The 15957-nt window shown below is 71.7% G+C and carries 11 protein-coding genes; 3 read left to right on the plus strand and 8 right to left on the minus strand.

What is annotated here, in order from left to right; all coding sequences use genetic code 11:
- Positions 1-9 precede the first annotated feature (9 nt).
- From HS045_RS14010 to HS045_RS14030, 5 genes are all read right to left on the minus strand, one after another.
- Positions 10-1257 carry a copper amine oxidase gene (locus HS045_RS14010; RefSeq protein WP_307827517.1) on the minus strand — a complete coding sequence of 416 codons (1248 nt, stop codon included), beginning with the start codon at positions 1255-1257 and terminating at the stop codon, positions 10-12.
- Positions 1254-1928 (minus strand): hypothetical protein, encoded by a 675-nt coding sequence (locus HS045_RS14015; protein WP_196451797.1) that lies wholly within the window; start codon positions 1926-1928, stop codon positions 1254-1256. The genes HS045_RS14010 and HS045_RS14015 overlap by 4 nt, the downstream gene beginning before the upstream one ends.
- A gap of 84 nt (positions 1929-2012) precedes the next feature.
- Entirely contained in the window at positions 2013-3332 is a 1320-nt protein-coding gene (locus HS045_RS14020) for a phosphotransferase (protein ID WP_196451798.1), read from the minus strand.
- 3 nt (positions 3333-3335) lie between these two features.
- On the minus strand, positions 3336-5039 hold the full coding sequence (gene treS / locus HS045_RS14025; RefSeq protein WP_196451799.1) for a maltose alpha-D-glucosyltransferase: 1704 nt from the start codon (positions 5037-5039) through the stop codon (positions 3336-3338).
- A 39-nt stretch (positions 5040-5078) separates the two neighbouring features.
- Complete coding sequence (locus HS045_RS14030) at positions 5079-7229, minus strand: alpha-1,4-glucan--maltose-1-phosphate maltosyltransferase (protein ID WP_196451800.1); 2151 nt, start codon at positions 7227-7229, stop codon at positions 5079-5081.
- Positions 7230-7587: 358 nt separating this feature from the next.
- On the opposite strand from HS045_RS14030, the gene glgP reads away from it, so the two are divergent.
- Complete coding sequence (glgP, locus tag HS045_RS14035; protein WP_196451801.1) at positions 7588-10170, plus strand: alpha-glucan family phosphorylase; 2583 nt, start codon at positions 7588-7590, stop codon at positions 10168-10170.
- 55 nt (positions 10171-10225) lie between these two features.
- Here the strand turns inward: glgP and HS045_RS14040 are convergent, their stop codons facing one another.
- The 3 genes from HS045_RS14040 to HS045_RS14050 form a co-directional block, all read right to left on the minus strand.
- Positions 10226-10699 carry a hypothetical protein gene (locus HS045_RS14040; protein WP_196451802.1) on the minus strand — a complete coding sequence of 158 codons (474 nt, stop codon included), beginning with the start codon at positions 10697-10699 and terminating at the stop codon, positions 10226-10228.
- Between the two features lie 137 nt (positions 10700-10836).
- Entirely contained in the window at positions 10837-11529 is a 693-nt protein-coding gene (locus HS045_RS14045; protein ID WP_196451803.1) for a GAP family protein, read from the minus strand.
- Positions 11530-11692: 163 nt separating this feature from the next.
- Positions 11693-12085: a DUF1622 domain-containing protein gene (locus tag HS045_RS14050; protein ID WP_196451804.1), complete on the minus strand. Its 393-nt coding sequence runs from the start codon at positions 12083-12085 to the stop codon at positions 11693-11695.
- A 108-nt stretch (positions 12086-12193) separates the two neighbouring features.
- On the opposite strand from HS045_RS14050, the gene HS045_RS34505 reads away from it, so the two are divergent.
- Positions 12194-13636, plus strand: a complete 1443-nt coding sequence (locus HS045_RS34505) for a glycoside hydrolase family 16 protein (protein ID WP_230884033.1) — start codon at positions 12194-12196, stop codon at positions 13634-13636.
- Positions 13637-13747: 111 nt separating this feature from the next.
- The gene (locus HS045_RS14060; protein WP_196451805.1) at positions 13748-15868 is read left to right on the plus strand and encodes an amylo-alpha-1,6-glucosidase; all 2121 of its coding nucleotides are present in this window, start codon (positions 13748-13750) and stop codon (positions 15866-15868) included.
- The last annotated feature ends 89 nt before the right edge of the window (positions 15869-15957 follow it).

Here is a 15957-nt window from a genome sequence, read left to right on the forward strand (position 1 = left end):
GGCGGAGGTTCAGGACGGGTTCTTCGCGGTCACGTCGCGCGGGGTGATCCGGAAGCCCTGCCAGTGGGTGGGCATGGGGTCGGCGTCCTCGTCGCGGGCGACGTGGTGGAATCCCACGTTGACCCAGACCACGGGGTCGGTGAGCCGCTTGCCGTCGGCGACGTAGCGGTCGAGGCTCTTGCCGCAGCCGGGCGTGGGGTTGGTGCTCGCCAGCCGCTCGCACGCCCGGTAGTCGGTCACGTAGAGGTCGGCGCGGGTGAAGGCCTCGTCGGCGGGCCCCCGGTACTCCGCGCTGGCGAGGTTGTTGATCTCCCAGGAGACCGGGTGGCGGTCGGCGTTGCGCACGCCGGAGTCGACCACCCGCCACCACCGCATCCGGCCGTTGACGGCCTTGGTCTCCTCGTCGAAGACGGTCTTGACGAGCTTCCGCTTCGACGTGCCGGACCCCGCGAAGTCGTACTGCTCGACGACGTCGCCGCGCGAGCCCTCGATGTCGAAGTCGAGCCGCCAGAAGACGTTGTGGTTGTGGCTCTCCTCGAACTTCGTCGAGCCCACCCCGATCGGCCAGCCGTACCCGGGCGTGGTGGTGAAGCCGGAGAGCGAGCCGGTCGCCCCGATGCGCGGGGTGATCGCGCCGTCGTCGCCGAACGCCCACTCGACCAGGTAGGTGTACCAGCCCAGCTGGAAGGCGGCGAACACCACCAGGTCGGTCCCCTGCACGGACGTGCTCACCCCCTCGCCGTCCGACTTCATGTAGCCGTGGCCGCGCGCCCGCGTGGTGACGCAGACGAACTGGCTGCGGCGCTCGCCGCCGGGGCAGTCGGCGGACTTCAGTGCGATGGCGTCGTCGCCGATGGTGCCGATGTCGTGGAAGCGCGGCTCGCCGCTGTCGTAGGGGACGTGGATCTGCGCCAGCGCGGTGCTGCGCAGCACGCCGGTCGGCTCGCCGCCGTCGGGGGTGTAGGTGACGTCGGTGAGGGTCAGCCCCTCGATGGTGCGCATCTCCCAGCACAGCTGCCAGCGCGCGCCGTTCGGCAGCGTCTTGTCGATCCGGTACGGCGAGCTGCACGACGGCTGGGAGCCGGGTGCGGCCTGCGCGGCCCGGGCGGCGCCCGCGGACCCGGCGGCGGCCCGGACGGCTTCCGCGGCCCCGGCGGTCCCGGCGGTCTCCGTGGACCCGGCGGTGCTCCCGGTGGCTCCGGTGAGCCCGGCGGCGAGCAGGGCGGAGGAGAGGGTCAGGCGGAGGAACACGGTCACCACTCCAGGGTGAGGATCTTCTTGGCGGACAGGTCGACGACGATCCGGCTGGTGTCCAGCCAGCTGCCGTCGGGCAGCCGGACGAACAACCGGACGCACCGGTGGACCTCGCAGGCCCCGGCGACCCGGTCTCCGGGGCGCGGGGTGAAGGTCAGCGCCCGCAGCCCCAGGTCGGCGGCGGAGACCAGCGGCCTGCCGCCCGCCTTCAGGTGCGCCGCGCGCACCCGCCCGCCGTACTTCGGGTCGGCCAGCAGCAGCTCGGCGGCGGCGGTCTCCTCGCCGCGGGAGGGCGGCGGCTGCACGCCGCGGCCGGTCCTCTCCTCCACGACCTCGCCCCTGGCCAGGTCCACGGTCCGCACGACGAGCCGGTCGGTGCGGTAGTCGTAGATGTAGGCGTCGGCCCGGCGCCGCTCGCCGGCCGCCTTGTCGTCGTCGCGCTCGACGTAGAGCAGCTCGGCCCGTCCGGTCGTCATGTGGCTGCGCCAGGTCGCCGAGGCGATCCGACCCGCCCGGGTGACCTCGTCACCGGTCAGCGGGTCTCCCGGCGAGGGCGGGCGGGCCACGGACTGGGCCGCCTGCGATCCCGTCTCCCCCGGAACCAGGGACAGCACCCCCACGACGGCCGTCGCCCCGGCGACGGCGAACGCCATCATGATCCGTGCCCGTCTCATCTCATACCTACTCTCCGCGCGTTTTCGTATGCGAAGAGTAGTGAATCCGGGACGGCCGGTCAGGGGGAATGGGGAACCGTTGGCTCAGGAACCGAAAGCGGCCAGGGGCACCGGCAGCCAGGAGGGGCGGTTGCGCGCCTCGTAGACGACCTCGTAGACGGCCTTGGACAGCTCCAGGGCGCGCAGCAGGACGGCGTCCTCCCCCAGCAGCCGCCCGCCGCCCGCCGAGTAGCCGGCCAGGAACGACGAGCGGTTGAGCTCGGCCCACTCCGCGGCCTGCGGGAGCAGGTTGCCGGCCTCCGGGTGGTCGGCCAGCAGGTGCCGCGCGGCGTAGTCGAAGGAGCGCAGCATCCCGGCCACGTCGCGCAGCGGGGACGACAGCGCCCGGCGCTCGGCCAGCGGCTGGCCGGGCTCGCCCTCGAAGTCGAGGATGATCCAGTCCGTCGGGGTGCGCATCACCTGGCCCAGGTGGTAGTCGCCGTGCACCCGCTGGACGGGCACGGCGTGCGCCACGTCCACGACCCGCTGGTAGGCCTCCTCGGCGACCGGCGCGCAGACGGCCAGCTCGGGGACCTCCTCGACGGCGCGGGCCAGGCGGCGGCGCTGGTCCTCCATCAGGTGCTTGACCTCGGCCGCCTCCATCACGCCGACCGGGAACGCGGCGGCCAGCTCCTGGTGGATCTCGGCCGTGGCGGTGCCGAGCCGGAAGGACTCGGCGCTGAAGTCGCCGCCCGCGTCCGAGGCCGACTGTTCCGGGGAGCCGTACAGGTCGCGGACGCTCGCCAGGGCGAGCGCCCAGCCGTCGTTGGCGTTGGGCAGGAACTCCTGGGTCATCGCGAGCGTGGTCGGCTCGCCGTCGAGGTCGGTCTCGATCCAGCCGTACGGCTGCGCGATGTGGGCCGCCTTGCGCAGGGCCAGGGCGTTGACGATCTCCAGCTCCGGGTTGACGCCCGGGATCAGCCGGCGGAACAGCTTGCAGATGTAGGCGTCGCCGTACACCAGGGAGGTGTTGGACTGCTCGGCGCCGAGCACCAGGCTCCGCTGCGAGGTGTCGAGCGCGGTGCCCTCCAGGTGGCGGAAGCGCAGGGGGCCGAGGTCGCGCCCGGCGGCCATGGCCTCCAGCAGGGTGCCGGTGAGGTCGGCGTCGTGCGCCGCGTCGTACAGGCCCCGGCCGTCGTCGTGGCCGATCAGCACATGGGTGAGCCGGTCGGGGACGTGGTCGCGGCAGCCCAGCAGGAGCTGGTAGCGGTCGCGGTCGCCCCCCTGGCGCACCGAGACGATCAGGTGACGGAGTCCCGGGACGAGTTCGAGGTCGGAGTCGACCGCCAGCTCGTCGATGGGGCGCCCCTTACCGGCGAACCATCGCTGATGCGCTATCCAACCGGCAAGGAGCTCCGTCAACACGGCCTACGCCTCCTGGGTCGCGGGTGGCAGGGTGAACCAGTAGAACCCATGCCCAGGAAGCGTCAGAAGATACGGAAGTTCGCCAATTGGTGGGAAGGGGACGCCGCCCATGGTCTCCACCGGGACCGAGCCCTCGAACCGGCGCAGGTCCAGCTCGACCGGCTGCGGGAACCGGGAGAGGTTGTTGACGCAGAGCATCCGGTCGTCGCCCAGCTCGCGCACGTAGGCCAGGACGCTGGGGTTGGAGGCGTTCAGCTCGGTGAACGCGCCCAGGCCGAAGACCGGGTGGCGCTTGCGGATCTCGATCATGCGCTTGGTCCAGTGCAGCAGCGAGCCGACGCTCTTCTGCTGGGCCTCGACGTTGATCGCCTGGTAGCCGTAGATCGGGTCCATGATCACCGGCAGGTAGAGCCGGCCCGGGTCGCAGTCGGAGAACCCGGCGTTGCGGTCGGGGCTCCACTGCATCGGGGTGCGGACGCCGTCGCGGTCGCCCAGCCAGATGTTGTCGCCCATGCCGATCTCGTCGCCGTAGTAGAGCACGGGGGAGCCGGGCAGGGAGAGCAGCAGCGCGGTGAACAGCTCGATCTGGTTGCGGTCGTTCTCCAGCAGCGGGGCCAGCCGCCGCCGGATGCCGACGTTGGCGCGCATGCGCGGGTCCTTGGCGTACTCGGAGTACATGTAGTCGCGCTCGTCGTCGGTCACCATCTCGAGCGTGAGCTCGTCGTGGTTGCGCAGGAAGATGCCCCACTGGCAGTTCTCGGGGATCTTCGGCGTCTGGGCCAGGATCTCCGAGATCGGGTAGCGGGACTCCCGGCGCACGGCCATGAAGATGCGCGGCATCAGCGGGAAGTGGAACGCCATGTGGCACTCGTCGCCGCCGGTGGCCGGGTCGCCGAAGTACTCGACCACGTCGGCGGGCCACTGGTTGGCCTCGGCCAGCAGCACCCGGTCGGGGTAGAGCCGGTCCACCTCCGCCCGGACCCGCTTGAGGTACTCGTGGGTCCGGGGCAGGTTCTCGCAGTTGGTCCCGTCGGCCTCGAACAGGTAGGGGATGGCGTCCATCCGGAAGCCGTCGATGCCCAGGTCCAGCCAGAAGCGCAGCACCTCCAGCATCGCGTCCTGCACGTCCGGGTTCTCGTAGTTGAGGTCCGGCTGGTGGGAGAAGAAGCGGTGCCAGTAGTACTGCTGGCGCACCGGGTCGTAGGTCCAGTTGGACGACTCGGTGTCGACGAAGATGATCCGGGCGTCCTTGTAGAGCTCGTCGGTGTCGGACCAGACGTAGAAGTCGCCGAACGGGCCCTCGGGGTCGTGCCGGGAGGCCTGGAACCAGGGGTGGGCGTCGCTGGTGTGGTTCATCACCAGGTCGGCGATGACGCGCATGCCGCGCTTGTGCGCCTCGTCCACCAGCTTCACGAAGTCCCCGAGGTCGCCGAAGTCGGGCAGGATCTTCATGAAGTCGGCGATGTCGTAGCCGCCGTCGCGGAGCGGCGACTCGTACAGGGGCAGCAGCCACAGGCAGTCGACGCCCAGCCACTGGAGGTAGTCCAGCTTCTGGATGAGGCCGCGGATGTCTCCGGTGCCGTCCCCGTTGGAGTCGGCGAATCCCCGGATCAGCACCTCGTAGAAGACCGCGCGCTTGAACCAGTAGGGGTCGCGCGGCTCCTCCTCGTCGAAGGTGTTCGGAATGGGTTCGGACAAATGGCTCATGGCTCCCCGCTGTTCTGCCGGATCGCGCACCCGGCCGGCTTACCTTGGGTTCGCCGCCGCGCGCAGGGTGAAGACGTGCGCTGGTTGGACGTGGGGATCAAGGCGCACGTAGTTCGACTGCCGCCAGCGGTAGGACTCGCCGGACAGCTCGTCGTCGACGACGAACTCGTCCTGCCAGTCGAGACCGAGGGCGGGCATGTCCAGGGACACCGTCGCCTCATGGGTGTGGTGAGGATCGAGGTTGACGACGGCCAGGACGACGTCACCCGCGCCGTGCCGTCGTGTGGCCGTGTCGCGGGCCCCCGGGAGCCGCTTGGACAAGCAGATCAGGTCCGGGTGGTCGACGCTGTGGAACCGTAGATTACGCAATTCCTGAAGAGCCGGGTGCGCTCTTCGCAACAAATTCAGGCGCGTGAGGAAAGGCGCCAGACTCCGTCCTTCCTGCTCTGCTCTGACCCAGTCGCGAGGTCTGTACTGATATTTCTCACTATCCAGGTATTCTTCGCTGCCCGGTCGGACCGGGACGTTCTCCCCGAGCTCGTACCCGGCGTACACCCCCCAGGTCGGCGCGCCCAGCGCCGCGATGACCGCCCTGATCTTGAACGCCGGGATCCCGCCGTGCTGGAGGTACTCGTGCAGGATGTCCGGGGTGTTGACGAAGAGGTTCGGCCGCATGAAGTGCGACGTCTCGTAGGCCAGCTCGTTCAGGTACTCCTCGATCTCCTGGCGGGAGTTGCGCCAGGTGAAGTACGTGTACGACTGGTGGTAGCCGACCTTGGCCAGGGCCCGCATCATCGGCGGGCGGGTGAACGCCTCGGCCAGGAACAGCACGTCGGGGTCGGTGGTGTGGATGTCGGCCAGCAGCCGCTCCCAGAAGGCCACCGGCTTGGTGTGCGGGTTGTCCACCCGGAAGATCCGCACGCCGTGGTCCATCCAGAGCCGCACCACCCGCTTGACCTCTTCGTAGAGTCCCTCGGGGTCCTTGTCGAAGTTGACCGGGTAGATGTCCTGGTACTTCTTCGGCGGGTTCTCGGCGTAGGCGATCGAGCCGTCGGCGCGCACGGTGAACCACTCCGGGTGCTCCTTGACCCAGGGGTGGTCGGGCGAGCACTGCAGCGCCAGGTCGAGGGCGACCTCCATGCCGAGCCGCCGGGCCTTGGCGACGAACGCGTCGAAGTCGTCGAAGGTGCCGAGGTCGGGGTGGATCGCGTCGTGCCCGCCCGCCTCGGAGCCGATCGCCCACGGCGATCCGGGGTCGTGCTCCTCGGGCGTCAGCGTGTTGTTGCGCCCCTTGCGGAAGGCGTGCCCGATCGGGTGGATCGGCGGCAGGTAGACGACGTCGAAGCCCATCTGCGCGACCGCGGGGAGCCGTTCGGCCGCGGTCTGGAAGGTGCCCGACTTGGGGGCGGACCCCGGCTCGACGATCGCGCCCTCGGAGCGCGGGAAGAACTCGTACCAGGAGCCGAACAGCGCCCTGCGCCGGTGGACCTGGACCGTGTGCCGGGCCGACCGCGTCACCAGGTCCCGCAGCGGGTGCGCCTGCAGGATCGCGGCCGTCTCCGGCAGCTGCACCGCCGCGAACCGGGCCCGGGGGTCGCGGCCCTCGTCGCGCAGCGCGGCGGCGATCGCCGACAGCGCCGCCCGGTGCCCGCAGGCCCCGTGGCCGTTCCTGCCGGTGCCGGTGCCGGTGCCGGTGCCGCGCGCCGTGCCGTTCCCGGCGGCGCCGCCCTCGGCGGCCTCGGCCCCGCCGCCGTCGCCGTCCGCCGGCGGCAGGCCCCTGCCGGAGCAGTCCGCCGGCCGTACGGCCCGCGCCGCGCGCTCGAAGAGCCGGGCGCCCTCCTCGCACATCAGGTCGGCGTCCATGCCGCGCGGGATCTTGATGCCCGCGTCGTGCAGCCAGGTGGCGATGGGGTCGCTCCACGCCTCGACGCGGAAGTGCCACGTGCCCTCGGCGGGCAGCGTCACGTCCACGCCCCAGCGGTCGGTCCCCGGAGCCAGCGCGCGCATGCGCAGCAGCGGGCCGCGCGCGCCGTCCGGGTCGGTCAGCACGACTCCGGCGGCGACCGCGTCGTGTCCCTCCCGGAACACGACGGCGGAGATCTCGAAGGTCTCACCCGCGGCGGCCTTGGCGGGGTAGCGCCCGCAGTCGACCACGGGGTGGATGTCCTGAATAGGGATTCGTCCGATCATCGCGTCTCACGGTAGCGGCGGCACGCCCGGTGCCGCCGGGATGGTCCGGCCAAGAAAGACCCTTCGCTTCTCAAGCATCCCCTGACCGGCCGCGGGGCAGGACGAGGCACCGCCTCCCGTGCGGACGGCCGGATCCCGGAGGCAGGGCGGATGACTCATTATGTGGGTTGCCCCGATAGTGACGCTTCATGCCTCGCGGAGCGAAGATCCGGAGAGCTTCCTTCACGAGGATTTCTTCTCCCCGTCGCCGCGCCATCAACTCACGGGGACGTGTTTGGAGGACGGTGATTGCGGTGAGGGGGAGACGCGTGAGCATTCTGGTCGCCCCTGTGGCGTTGAGTAACTAGGGTCTGGCAGCGTGAGAGCTATCCGCAGGTTCACCGTCCGCACCGTCCTGCCTCCGGAGCTGGCCGCCCTCGGCGAGCTCGTGCACAACCTCCGCTGGTCCTGGCATCCCGAGACACTCGATCTTTTCGCCGAGGTGGATCCGGACACCTGGGAGAGGGTGGGCCACGACCCCGTGGCCCTGCTGGGCGCCGTCGAGCCCGAGCGCCTGCGCGAGCTGGCCGCCGACCGCCGCTTCCTGCGGCGGCTCGCCGACGCGGCCGACGACCTCCGCGAGTACATGACCGCCCCGCGCTGGTACCAGTCGCTGCCGGAGGCCGCGCGGGCCATCGCCTACTTCTCCCCCGAGTACGGCATCGCCGCCGCCCTGCCGCAGTACTCCGGTGGCCTGGGCATCCTGGCCGGAGACCACCTCAAGGCGGCCAGCGACCTCGGGGTGCCGATCCTCGCGGTCGGCCTGCTGTACCGGCACGGCTACTTCACCCAGTCCCTCTCGCCCGAGGGCTGGCAGCTGGAGCACTACCCGTCGCTCGACCCGGGCGGGCTGCCGCTGACCCTCCTGAAGGAGGCCGACGGCTCCCCGGTCCGGATCCGGATCGGCCTGCCCGAGCACCGCACCCTCCACTCCCAGGTCTGGGTGGCCCAGGTGGGCCGGGTCCCGCTGCTGCTGCTCGACTCCGACGTGGCCGAGAACGACAACGCCGAGCGCGACGTGACCGACCGCCTGTACGGCGGGGGCACCGACCACCGCCTGAAGCAGGAGCTGCTGCTGGGCATCGGCGGCGTCCGGGCGATCCGCGCCTACTGCCGGATCGGCGGCCACCCCGAGCCGGAGGTCTTCCACACCAACGAGGGCCACGCCGGCTTCCTCGGCCTGGAGCGCATCCGCGAGCTCACCGAGGCCCGGCTCTCCTTCGAGGAGGCCCTGGAGGCGGTCCGGGCCGGGACCGTCTTCACCACGCACACCCCCGTGCCCGCGGGCATCGACCGCTTCCCGACCGAGCTGATCGGCCGGCAGTTCGGCGGCGACAACGCCTGGCCCACCGTCCCGGTGGACCGCATCCTCGCGCTCGGCGCCGAGGAGGAGCCCGGCAAGTTCAACATGGCGGCGATGGGCATGCGCCTGGCCCAGCGGGTCAACGGCGTCTCGCAGCTGCACGGCGAGGTCAGCCGGGAGATGTTCCAGGGGCTGTGGCCGGGCTTCGACGTCGACGAGGTACCGATCGGGTCGATCACCAACGGCGTGCACGCGCCCACCTGGGTCGGCCGGGAGATCATGGAGCTGGCCGGGCGGGAGCTGCCCTCGCTGGTGGACCGCGCCCAGGGCTGGGAGGGCGTGAACAAGATCTCCGACGAGGACATCTGGAGCATCCGCGGGCGGATGCGCGAGCGCCTGGTCGAGGCGGCCCGCGTCCGGCTCCGCCGCTCCTGGATCGCCCGCGGCGCCTCCCCGGCCGAGCTCGGCTGGATCGACGAGGCCCTCGACCCCGAGGTGCTGACGATCGGCTTCGCCCGCCGCGTGCCCTCCTACAAGCGGCTCACGCTGATGCTCTCCGACCCGGCGCGCCTGCGCGAGCTGCTGCTCCACCCCGAGCGGCCGGTCCAGATCGTGATCGCCGGCAAGGCCCACCCGGCCGACGAGGGGGGCAAGAAGCTCATCCAGCAGGTCGTGAAGTTCGCCGACACCGAGGACGTCCGCCACCGCATCGTCTTCCTGCCCGACTACGACATGGCCCTCGGCCAGCTCCTGGTCCAGGGCTGCGACGTGTGGATGAACAACCCGCTCCGCCCGCTGGAGGCCTGCGGGACCAGCGGGATGAAGGCCGCGCTGAACGGCGGGCTCAACCTGTCGATCCGCGACGGCTGGTGGGACGAGTGGTACGACGGCACCAACGGCTGGGCCATCCCCACCGCCGACGGCGTCACCGACCCCGACCGCCGCGACGAGCTGGAGGCCGGCGCGCTGTACGACCTGATCGAGCACGAGGTGGCCGACCGGTTCTACGACCGCCCCGTCGACGGACTGCCCCGCCGCTGGCTGGAGATGGTCCGCCACACCCTGACCTCCCTCGGCCCGAAGGTCCTGGCCGGGCGCATGCTGCGCGACTACGTCGTCGGCCTCTACAGCCCGGCGGCGCAGGCCGCGCGCGCCCTGTCGGACGGCGGGCACGACCGGGCCAAGGACTTCGCCTCCTGGAAGCTGCGGGTCGGCCGGGCCTGGCCCGGCGTGCGGGTCGAGCACGTCGAGGCGTCCGGGCTGGGGGACACGCCAGAGGTCGGCGCCTCCCTGGAGCTGCGGGCCACGATCGCCCTCGGTGAGCTCGGCCCCGGCGACATCGAGGTCCAGGTCGCCTACGGCCGGGTGGGACTCCACGACGAGCTGGTGGACCCCGACTACGCGTCGCTGACCGCCGACTCCCGGAGCGACGACGGCAGGGCCGTGTTCAACGGCGCGATCCCGCTGCAGCGCACCGGGGCCTTCGGCTACACCGTCCGGGTCGTCCCGTCCCACCCGCTGATGGCCGCCCCCGCCGAGCTGGGCCTGGTCGCCGTCCCGCAGGAGCCCGAGGGCATGACCAACGGCACCCTGCGCTGACACCGCAGACCGGCCGGGAGAGCGCTCCTCTCCCGGCCGGCACCGCTCTTGGGGCTCATCCGGATGCCCCTGGCGGGGGAACCGGCCCGAAGTCGCCCTCGGGCTCACGGGTGACCAGCGCGAGCAGCGCCGGATCGGCGTGGACTTCCGCGGTGTGGCGCCACTGGGTCAGCAGCACCGCGATGGGGGCGAGGTTGTCGAGTGAAGCCGCTCCACGGGCCACTGCCACCAACTCGTGAAGGAATGTCTCGGCGTCGTCGTCGGGCAGGAATGACACCCAGGGCAGCGCTTCGCGCAGTGCCGCCCTCAACAGGGCCGGATCACCCACGCGCACCAGGCCGGCCAGCAGACCGGCGGTGAAGTCGACCACTGCCCCGTCATGCTCGAGCTGGTCGATCCGCATCAGCGCGAGATCACCCGCATCGCGCCGCCGTAACCGCAGGGCGCGGACCGTGCGCAACCGATCGGTCGTGGCGGCGGGCCGGTGCAGCAACTCGCTGAACGGCACTTCTTCATAGGCGGCGCTCATGACATCCACACTACTTCGGATGTCCATGGTCGAGGAGCCCGGTGGCGGAATCGGCGTGGCGTAGGTCTCTTCGCCGGGAGAGCGAGAATCGCAGCCAGTCCTCGGAACGGCGGGCGGAGAGGTTGTGAAGTGTCCCGTCAGCGGCCGTAGGTGAAGAAGAGGTGGATCGCGGCGTCCCGGATCAGCAGGATGCCGATGATCGCCACACTCCAGCTGACGGCCGACGCCGCGTGCCTGGCCAGCCAGGCCCGCAGCCGCTCCAGCTTCGGCTCCAGCCACCTCCGGGCGAGGACGCGGAGGGCGAGCAGCGCCAGCGAAGGCGTGATCATGATGAGGACGTAGACCGCGAGCAGCGGCAGCCACTGCCCGGCGGGCAGTTCGGAGGCCGTCATGATGCCGACCGCGGCGAGGTAGGGGACCATCGTCGCGACCTCCAGCAGCCCGGCGGTCAGCCCCAGCAGCACCATGGCTCGCGGACCGCCGGGCTTCGGCTCGAACCGGTGCTCGGGCCTGCCCCGTTTCCTGCGCCACTTGGGGTCGAGGCGGTAGCTCAGCGCGACCAGCCCCACGCCGACCGCGAGCCGGATCCAGTGGGCCGGCCGACTGCGCAGCGCTTCGCCGAAGTTCTCCAGCGCCGCGGACAGCCCCAGCATGAGGGCGACGCCCACGAGGAAGTAGAAGGCGGCGACGGTCCCGAGATAGACCAGCAGGCGCGGCGACCGGGACCGGTCGAACGCCAGCAGCAGGTAGACCGGGATGCCGAGAGTGCCGAAACTCGTGCTATCGATGATCGCCAGAGCGGCGAGAGCGAGCAGCAGGCCTGTCGTCACGCGGTGATCTTCCCTTGGGGAAGGCGGGACGCGCCTCCTCCGGGAGGAGGATCCGAGATGCGCTCTCCCCGGTCCGTCCGGACAGGACATCGGAGGCGGACGGGATTCGGAAGGTCGTGGAGGTGCCGCGGGCCGGGGTCCCCGGCGGGGGGCTCCGGTGGGCTCAGTCGCTCTCGGGTCCGGAGGGCCGGTCGGGGCGGCCCTCCCGCACCGTGCGGCCCTCCCGCTCGATCTCCCGGTTGAGGAAGAAGTTCAGCGCGGTCCGGATGGCGGCGATCGCCGCGAGCTGCCCGATCTGGGGGAAGCTCGGCGCGATGGCCGTGCGGAGCACGTCCCCGGCCAGCTGGAACTCCAGGCCCAGCGCGAGGAACCGGCCCAGGAACAGGCGGACGGCGACGAAGTCGTCGTGGCCGCGGCGCCGTACGGTGACCGCCAGGAACCGCACGAAGGCCACGGCCGCGCCGACGAAGATGACGATCGCACCCGCGGCCTCGACGAAGCGGACGAGCAGGTCGACGGCCTCGCGGAGGAACGCCTCGGGGAAGAGCTCCGGCATGCCTCCGCCGGTACCCGGGAACGGCGGCGACAAGCGGATCCCGGGGCGTTCCGGATCCGGGGCCGCCCGCCTCTGGGCGGACGCGCGATCGTCGTGGAGACTGGGGGCATGGCGGTTGAACGCGTTCAAAGGATGGCGGTCGCCGGCCGGACGCTCGGCACCGGCCTCCTGGGCGGCGCCGCGGCGGGAGCGGCCTCGGCGGTGCTCCTCATCGTCGCGCTCGCCCTCGCCGGGGGCGGGAACGCCGAGGACGCCGGCGACTGGTTGACGGGCATCCTGCTCGTGATCCCCGCGTCGGTCAACGCGGGGGCGGTCGGCGCCCTGATCGGGCTGGTCGCGGGGTTCGCCGTCGCCGTGCCCGCCGCGGCGGTGATGGCGCTCGCGGCCCCCCGGCTGAGGGCGCGGCCGGCGCGGGCGCGGGCGGTGTGCGCGGCGGCGGTCCTGGCCGCCGCGGTCGGGCTGGAGGCCGCCGTCCTGATGGCGACCGGGGGTGGGGTGACCGACTCCCCGTGGACCGATGTCATGATCGTCTCGCCCGCCCTGGTGGCGGCGGGCGTCGTGGGATGGAGGAGAGGGCCGGCGCTGGTCGCCGGGCCGGTCGGCCGAGGGGAAGGCGGGAGTCCTGTGGCAGGAGCGGACGGAGGCGGGTACGGCGCGGCCGATGCGGCGGGGGAGGGGCGGGGCGGGCCCGACCCGGTGACGAAGGCCGGGTACGTGCTGGAGTTCGAGGACGTCTTCGAGGGGGACCGGCTCGACGAGGGCCGCTGGGTGCCGTACTACCTGCCGCAGTGGAACGGGCGCGCCGCCTCCGCGGCCCGGTACGCGGTCGGCGGCGGACGCCTGGACCTGCTGATCGAGGAGGACCAGCCGCCCTGGTACCCCGAGCGGGAAGGGGGGCTGCGCGTCTCGTCCCTGCAGACCGGCGTCTTCGCCGGGCCGCTGGGCAGCGCCGTCGGGCAGCACGGGCGCGGCTCCGGCATGGCGGTGCGCGAGGAGCAGGACGCCGTGCGGCTCTACACCCCGCGGTACGGCCTGGTCGAGATGCGGGCCAGGGCGATCGACGACCCGCGCTCCATGGTGGCGCTGTGGATGATCGGCTACGAGGACCGGCCCGAGCGGTCGGCGGAGATCTGCGTCTGCGAGATCTTCGGCCGCGACGTCGGGGCGGACACCGCCAAGGTCGGGATGGGCCTGCACCCCTTCGGCGACCCGGAGATCACCGACGACTTCACGGTGGAGACCCTGGCCATCGACGCGCGGGAGTTCCACGTCTACGCCGCCGAGTGGACCCCCGACCGGGTCTCCTTCCTCGTCGACGGCCGGCACGTCAGGACCGTCCGCCAGTCGCCGCGCTACCCGATGCAGCTCATGCTCAACATCTACGAGTTCCCGGAGGCGCCGGAGCGGGACACCCCGCCGGCGCCGGAGCATCCGTACCCCAAGCGGTTCACCGTCGACTACGTCCGGGGCTACCGCCCGACGGCCAAGGCGGGGAGCCACGTCCGGAGCGGTCTTCCGGTGGCCGGGACGGAGCGGGCCGGGAACGGCTGAAGGGCCGTGCCGTTCCGGTTGTAACGCCCTGAAGTGCGCTTTCGTTGTTCCTTTCGGGATGAAAGGGGAATGGCTCAGGAGCCGGGAACCTTCCACATCGCGGAGACAACAGTGAACGCATGGACGTTCGAGGGCCAGCCGGGAGCACTGGGCGGCACCACGGTGACCCTGGTCGAGGGCGGCTCCTTCTGCGTGTCCACCTGCAACGGCGACATCACCCCGGGCGGCGCCCAGGGGCTGTACCACGCCGACACCCGCCTGGTGTCGCGCCTGGAGCTGAAGGTGGACGAGGCGCCGATCGAGTCGCTCCGGACGATCAACCCCGAGCCGTACCACGCGATCTTCCTCGGCCGGACCGGCCCCCGGCCGGGCCAGGCGGAGAGCACCATGCTGGTGATCAGGGACCGCTACGTCGGCGGGGGCCTCCGCGAGGACCTGACCCTGCGCAACATGTCCGACGAGGCGGCCGGGTGCACGATCACCCTGAACGTCGGATCCGACCTGGCCGACCTGTTCGAGGTGAAGGCCGGGCGGATCCTGCACGTGACGGACGTGGAGATGTCGTCCGACATCTCGGGCCTGCTGGTCGTGTCCACCACCCGGGGGCGCGGGGCCAGGCTCCTGACGAACCCCCTGCCGGTCGTCGCCACGGGGCTGCTCAGCTTCCGGGCGGTGGTGCCCGCGCGCGGCGACTGGACCGTGGCCCTGCAGGTCAACCCGATCGTCGAGGGGGAGGAGGCGCACGCCTGGTTCTCCACCCACCACCCGGTGGAGCACGCCGAGCCCGCCCGGCGCCGCGCCGACTGGGAGCGGCTCGCGCCGGTCATCACGACCTCCAGCCGGGCCGTCGCCCAGGTCCTGTCCAAGTCGAGGGAGGACCTCGGCTCGCTCCGGCTCTTCGAGGAGGACAAGCCCGGCGAGCCGCCGTCGATCGCCGCGGGCGCGCCGTGGTTCATGACGCTGTTCGGCCGCGACTCGCTGCTGGCCTCGTGGATGGCGCTCCCGATGGACCAGTCCCTGGCCCTGGGCACCCTGCGCAGGCTGGCCCGGATGCAGGGCCGGATGGAGGACCCGATCTCGGAGGAGGAGCCGGGCAAGATCCTGCACGAGATCCGCTTCGGCGTGCAGGACGGCGTCTCGGCCCACGGCGGCCACGTCTACTTCGGCTCGGTCGACTCCACCCCGCTGTTCGTGATGCTCCTGGGCGAGCTGCGCCGGTGGGGCCTGTACGAGGAGGCGGTCGAGGAACTGCTGCCGAACGCCGACGCCGCCCTCGACTGGATCACCAGGTCGGCCGACCCGTTCCTGTACTACCGGCGCAAGACCGACCACGGCCTGCTCAACCAGGGCTGGAAGGACTCCGTCGACGGCGTCAACTTCGCCGACGGCACGCTGGCCCGCCCGCCGATCGCGCTGGCCGAGGTCCAGGGCTACGTCTACGCCGCGTACATCGCGCGGGCGCACTTCGCCCGGGAGGCCGGCGACCTGGCGCTCCGGGAGGAGTGGATCGACCGGGCGATGCGGCTGCGGGACGCCTTCGACGAGCACTTCTGGCTGCCGGACCAGGGGTACTACGCCATGGGCCTGGACCGGGCGGGCCGTCCCATCGACGGCCTCGGCTCCAACATGGGGCACTGCCTGTGGACCGGCATCGTGAACGAGGAGCGGGCCGCCTCCGTCGCCGAGCACCTGCTCTCACCGGAGATGTTCACCGGGTTCGGCGTCCGGACCCTGGCCTCCAGCATGGGCGCCTACAACCCGATGAGCTACCACAACGGCTCGGTCTGGCCGCACGACAGCGCCCTGGTCGCCGCGGGCCTGATGCGCTACGGCTTCGAGGAGGAGGCCCGGCAGGTCGCGTTCGGCCTGCTGGACGCGGCCAAGGCCTTCAACTGGCGGCTGCCGGAGCTGTACTGCGGGTTCGACCGGACCGAGTTCCCCGAGCCGGTGCCGTTCCCCACCTCCTGCTCCCCGCAGGCCTGGGCCTCGGCCGCCCCCATCCAGCTGATGCGCAGCCTGCTCCGCCTCGACCCGTGCGTGCCGCAGAACAAGGTGTGGATGTCGCCCGTCGGGCTGACCAGCATGAAGATCACCGGTCTGCAGCTCGCGGATTCCCGGGTCACGATCGACGTCGACGGCGGCGAGGTCACGGTCACCGGGCTCCCGGAGCAGGTCACCGTGGTCGGCGCGCCGCGACCGCCGCTGACCGCCGTCCTGGAGGAGATCCACTGATCCTCCCGGGCGGACGCCCTCTTCGATCTCTCCCCGATCAATGGTCCGGATGTCCTTGACAAGGCCGGTCGGCCGTAGGCGAGGTTGAG

Source organism: Planomonospora sp. ID82291 (assembly GCF_015711645.1).
Lineage (GTDB): Bacteria > Actinomycetota > Actinomycetes > Streptosporangiales > Streptosporangiaceae > Planomonospora.

Excerpts from the sequence above, each read along its gene's own strand:
- HS045_RS34505 (WP_230884033.1), top strand. The coding sequence starts at position 12,194 with ATGGCGGTTGAACGCGTTCAAAGGATGGCGGTCGCCGGCCGGACGCTC.
- treS (WP_196451799.1), bottom strand. The coding sequence starts at position 5,039 with ATGAGCCATTTGTCCGAACCCATTCCGAACACCTTCGACGAGGAGGAG.
- HS045_RS14040 (WP_196451802.1), bottom strand. The coding sequence starts at position 10,699 with ATGAGCGCCGCCTATGAAGAAGTGCCGTTCAGCGAGTTGCTGCACCGG.
- HS045_RS14030 (WP_196451800.1), bottom strand. The coding sequence starts at position 7,229 with ATGATCGGACGAATCCCTATTCAGGACATCCACCCCGTGGTCGACTGC.
- HS045_RS14050 (WP_196451804.1), bottom strand. The coding sequence starts at position 12,085 with ATGCCGGAGCTCTTCCCCGAGGCGTTCCTCCGCGAGGCCGTCGACCTG.
- HS045_RS14015 (WP_196451797.1), bottom strand. The coding sequence starts at position 1,928 with ATGAGACGGGCACGGATCATGATGGCGTTCGCCGTCGCCGGGGCGACG.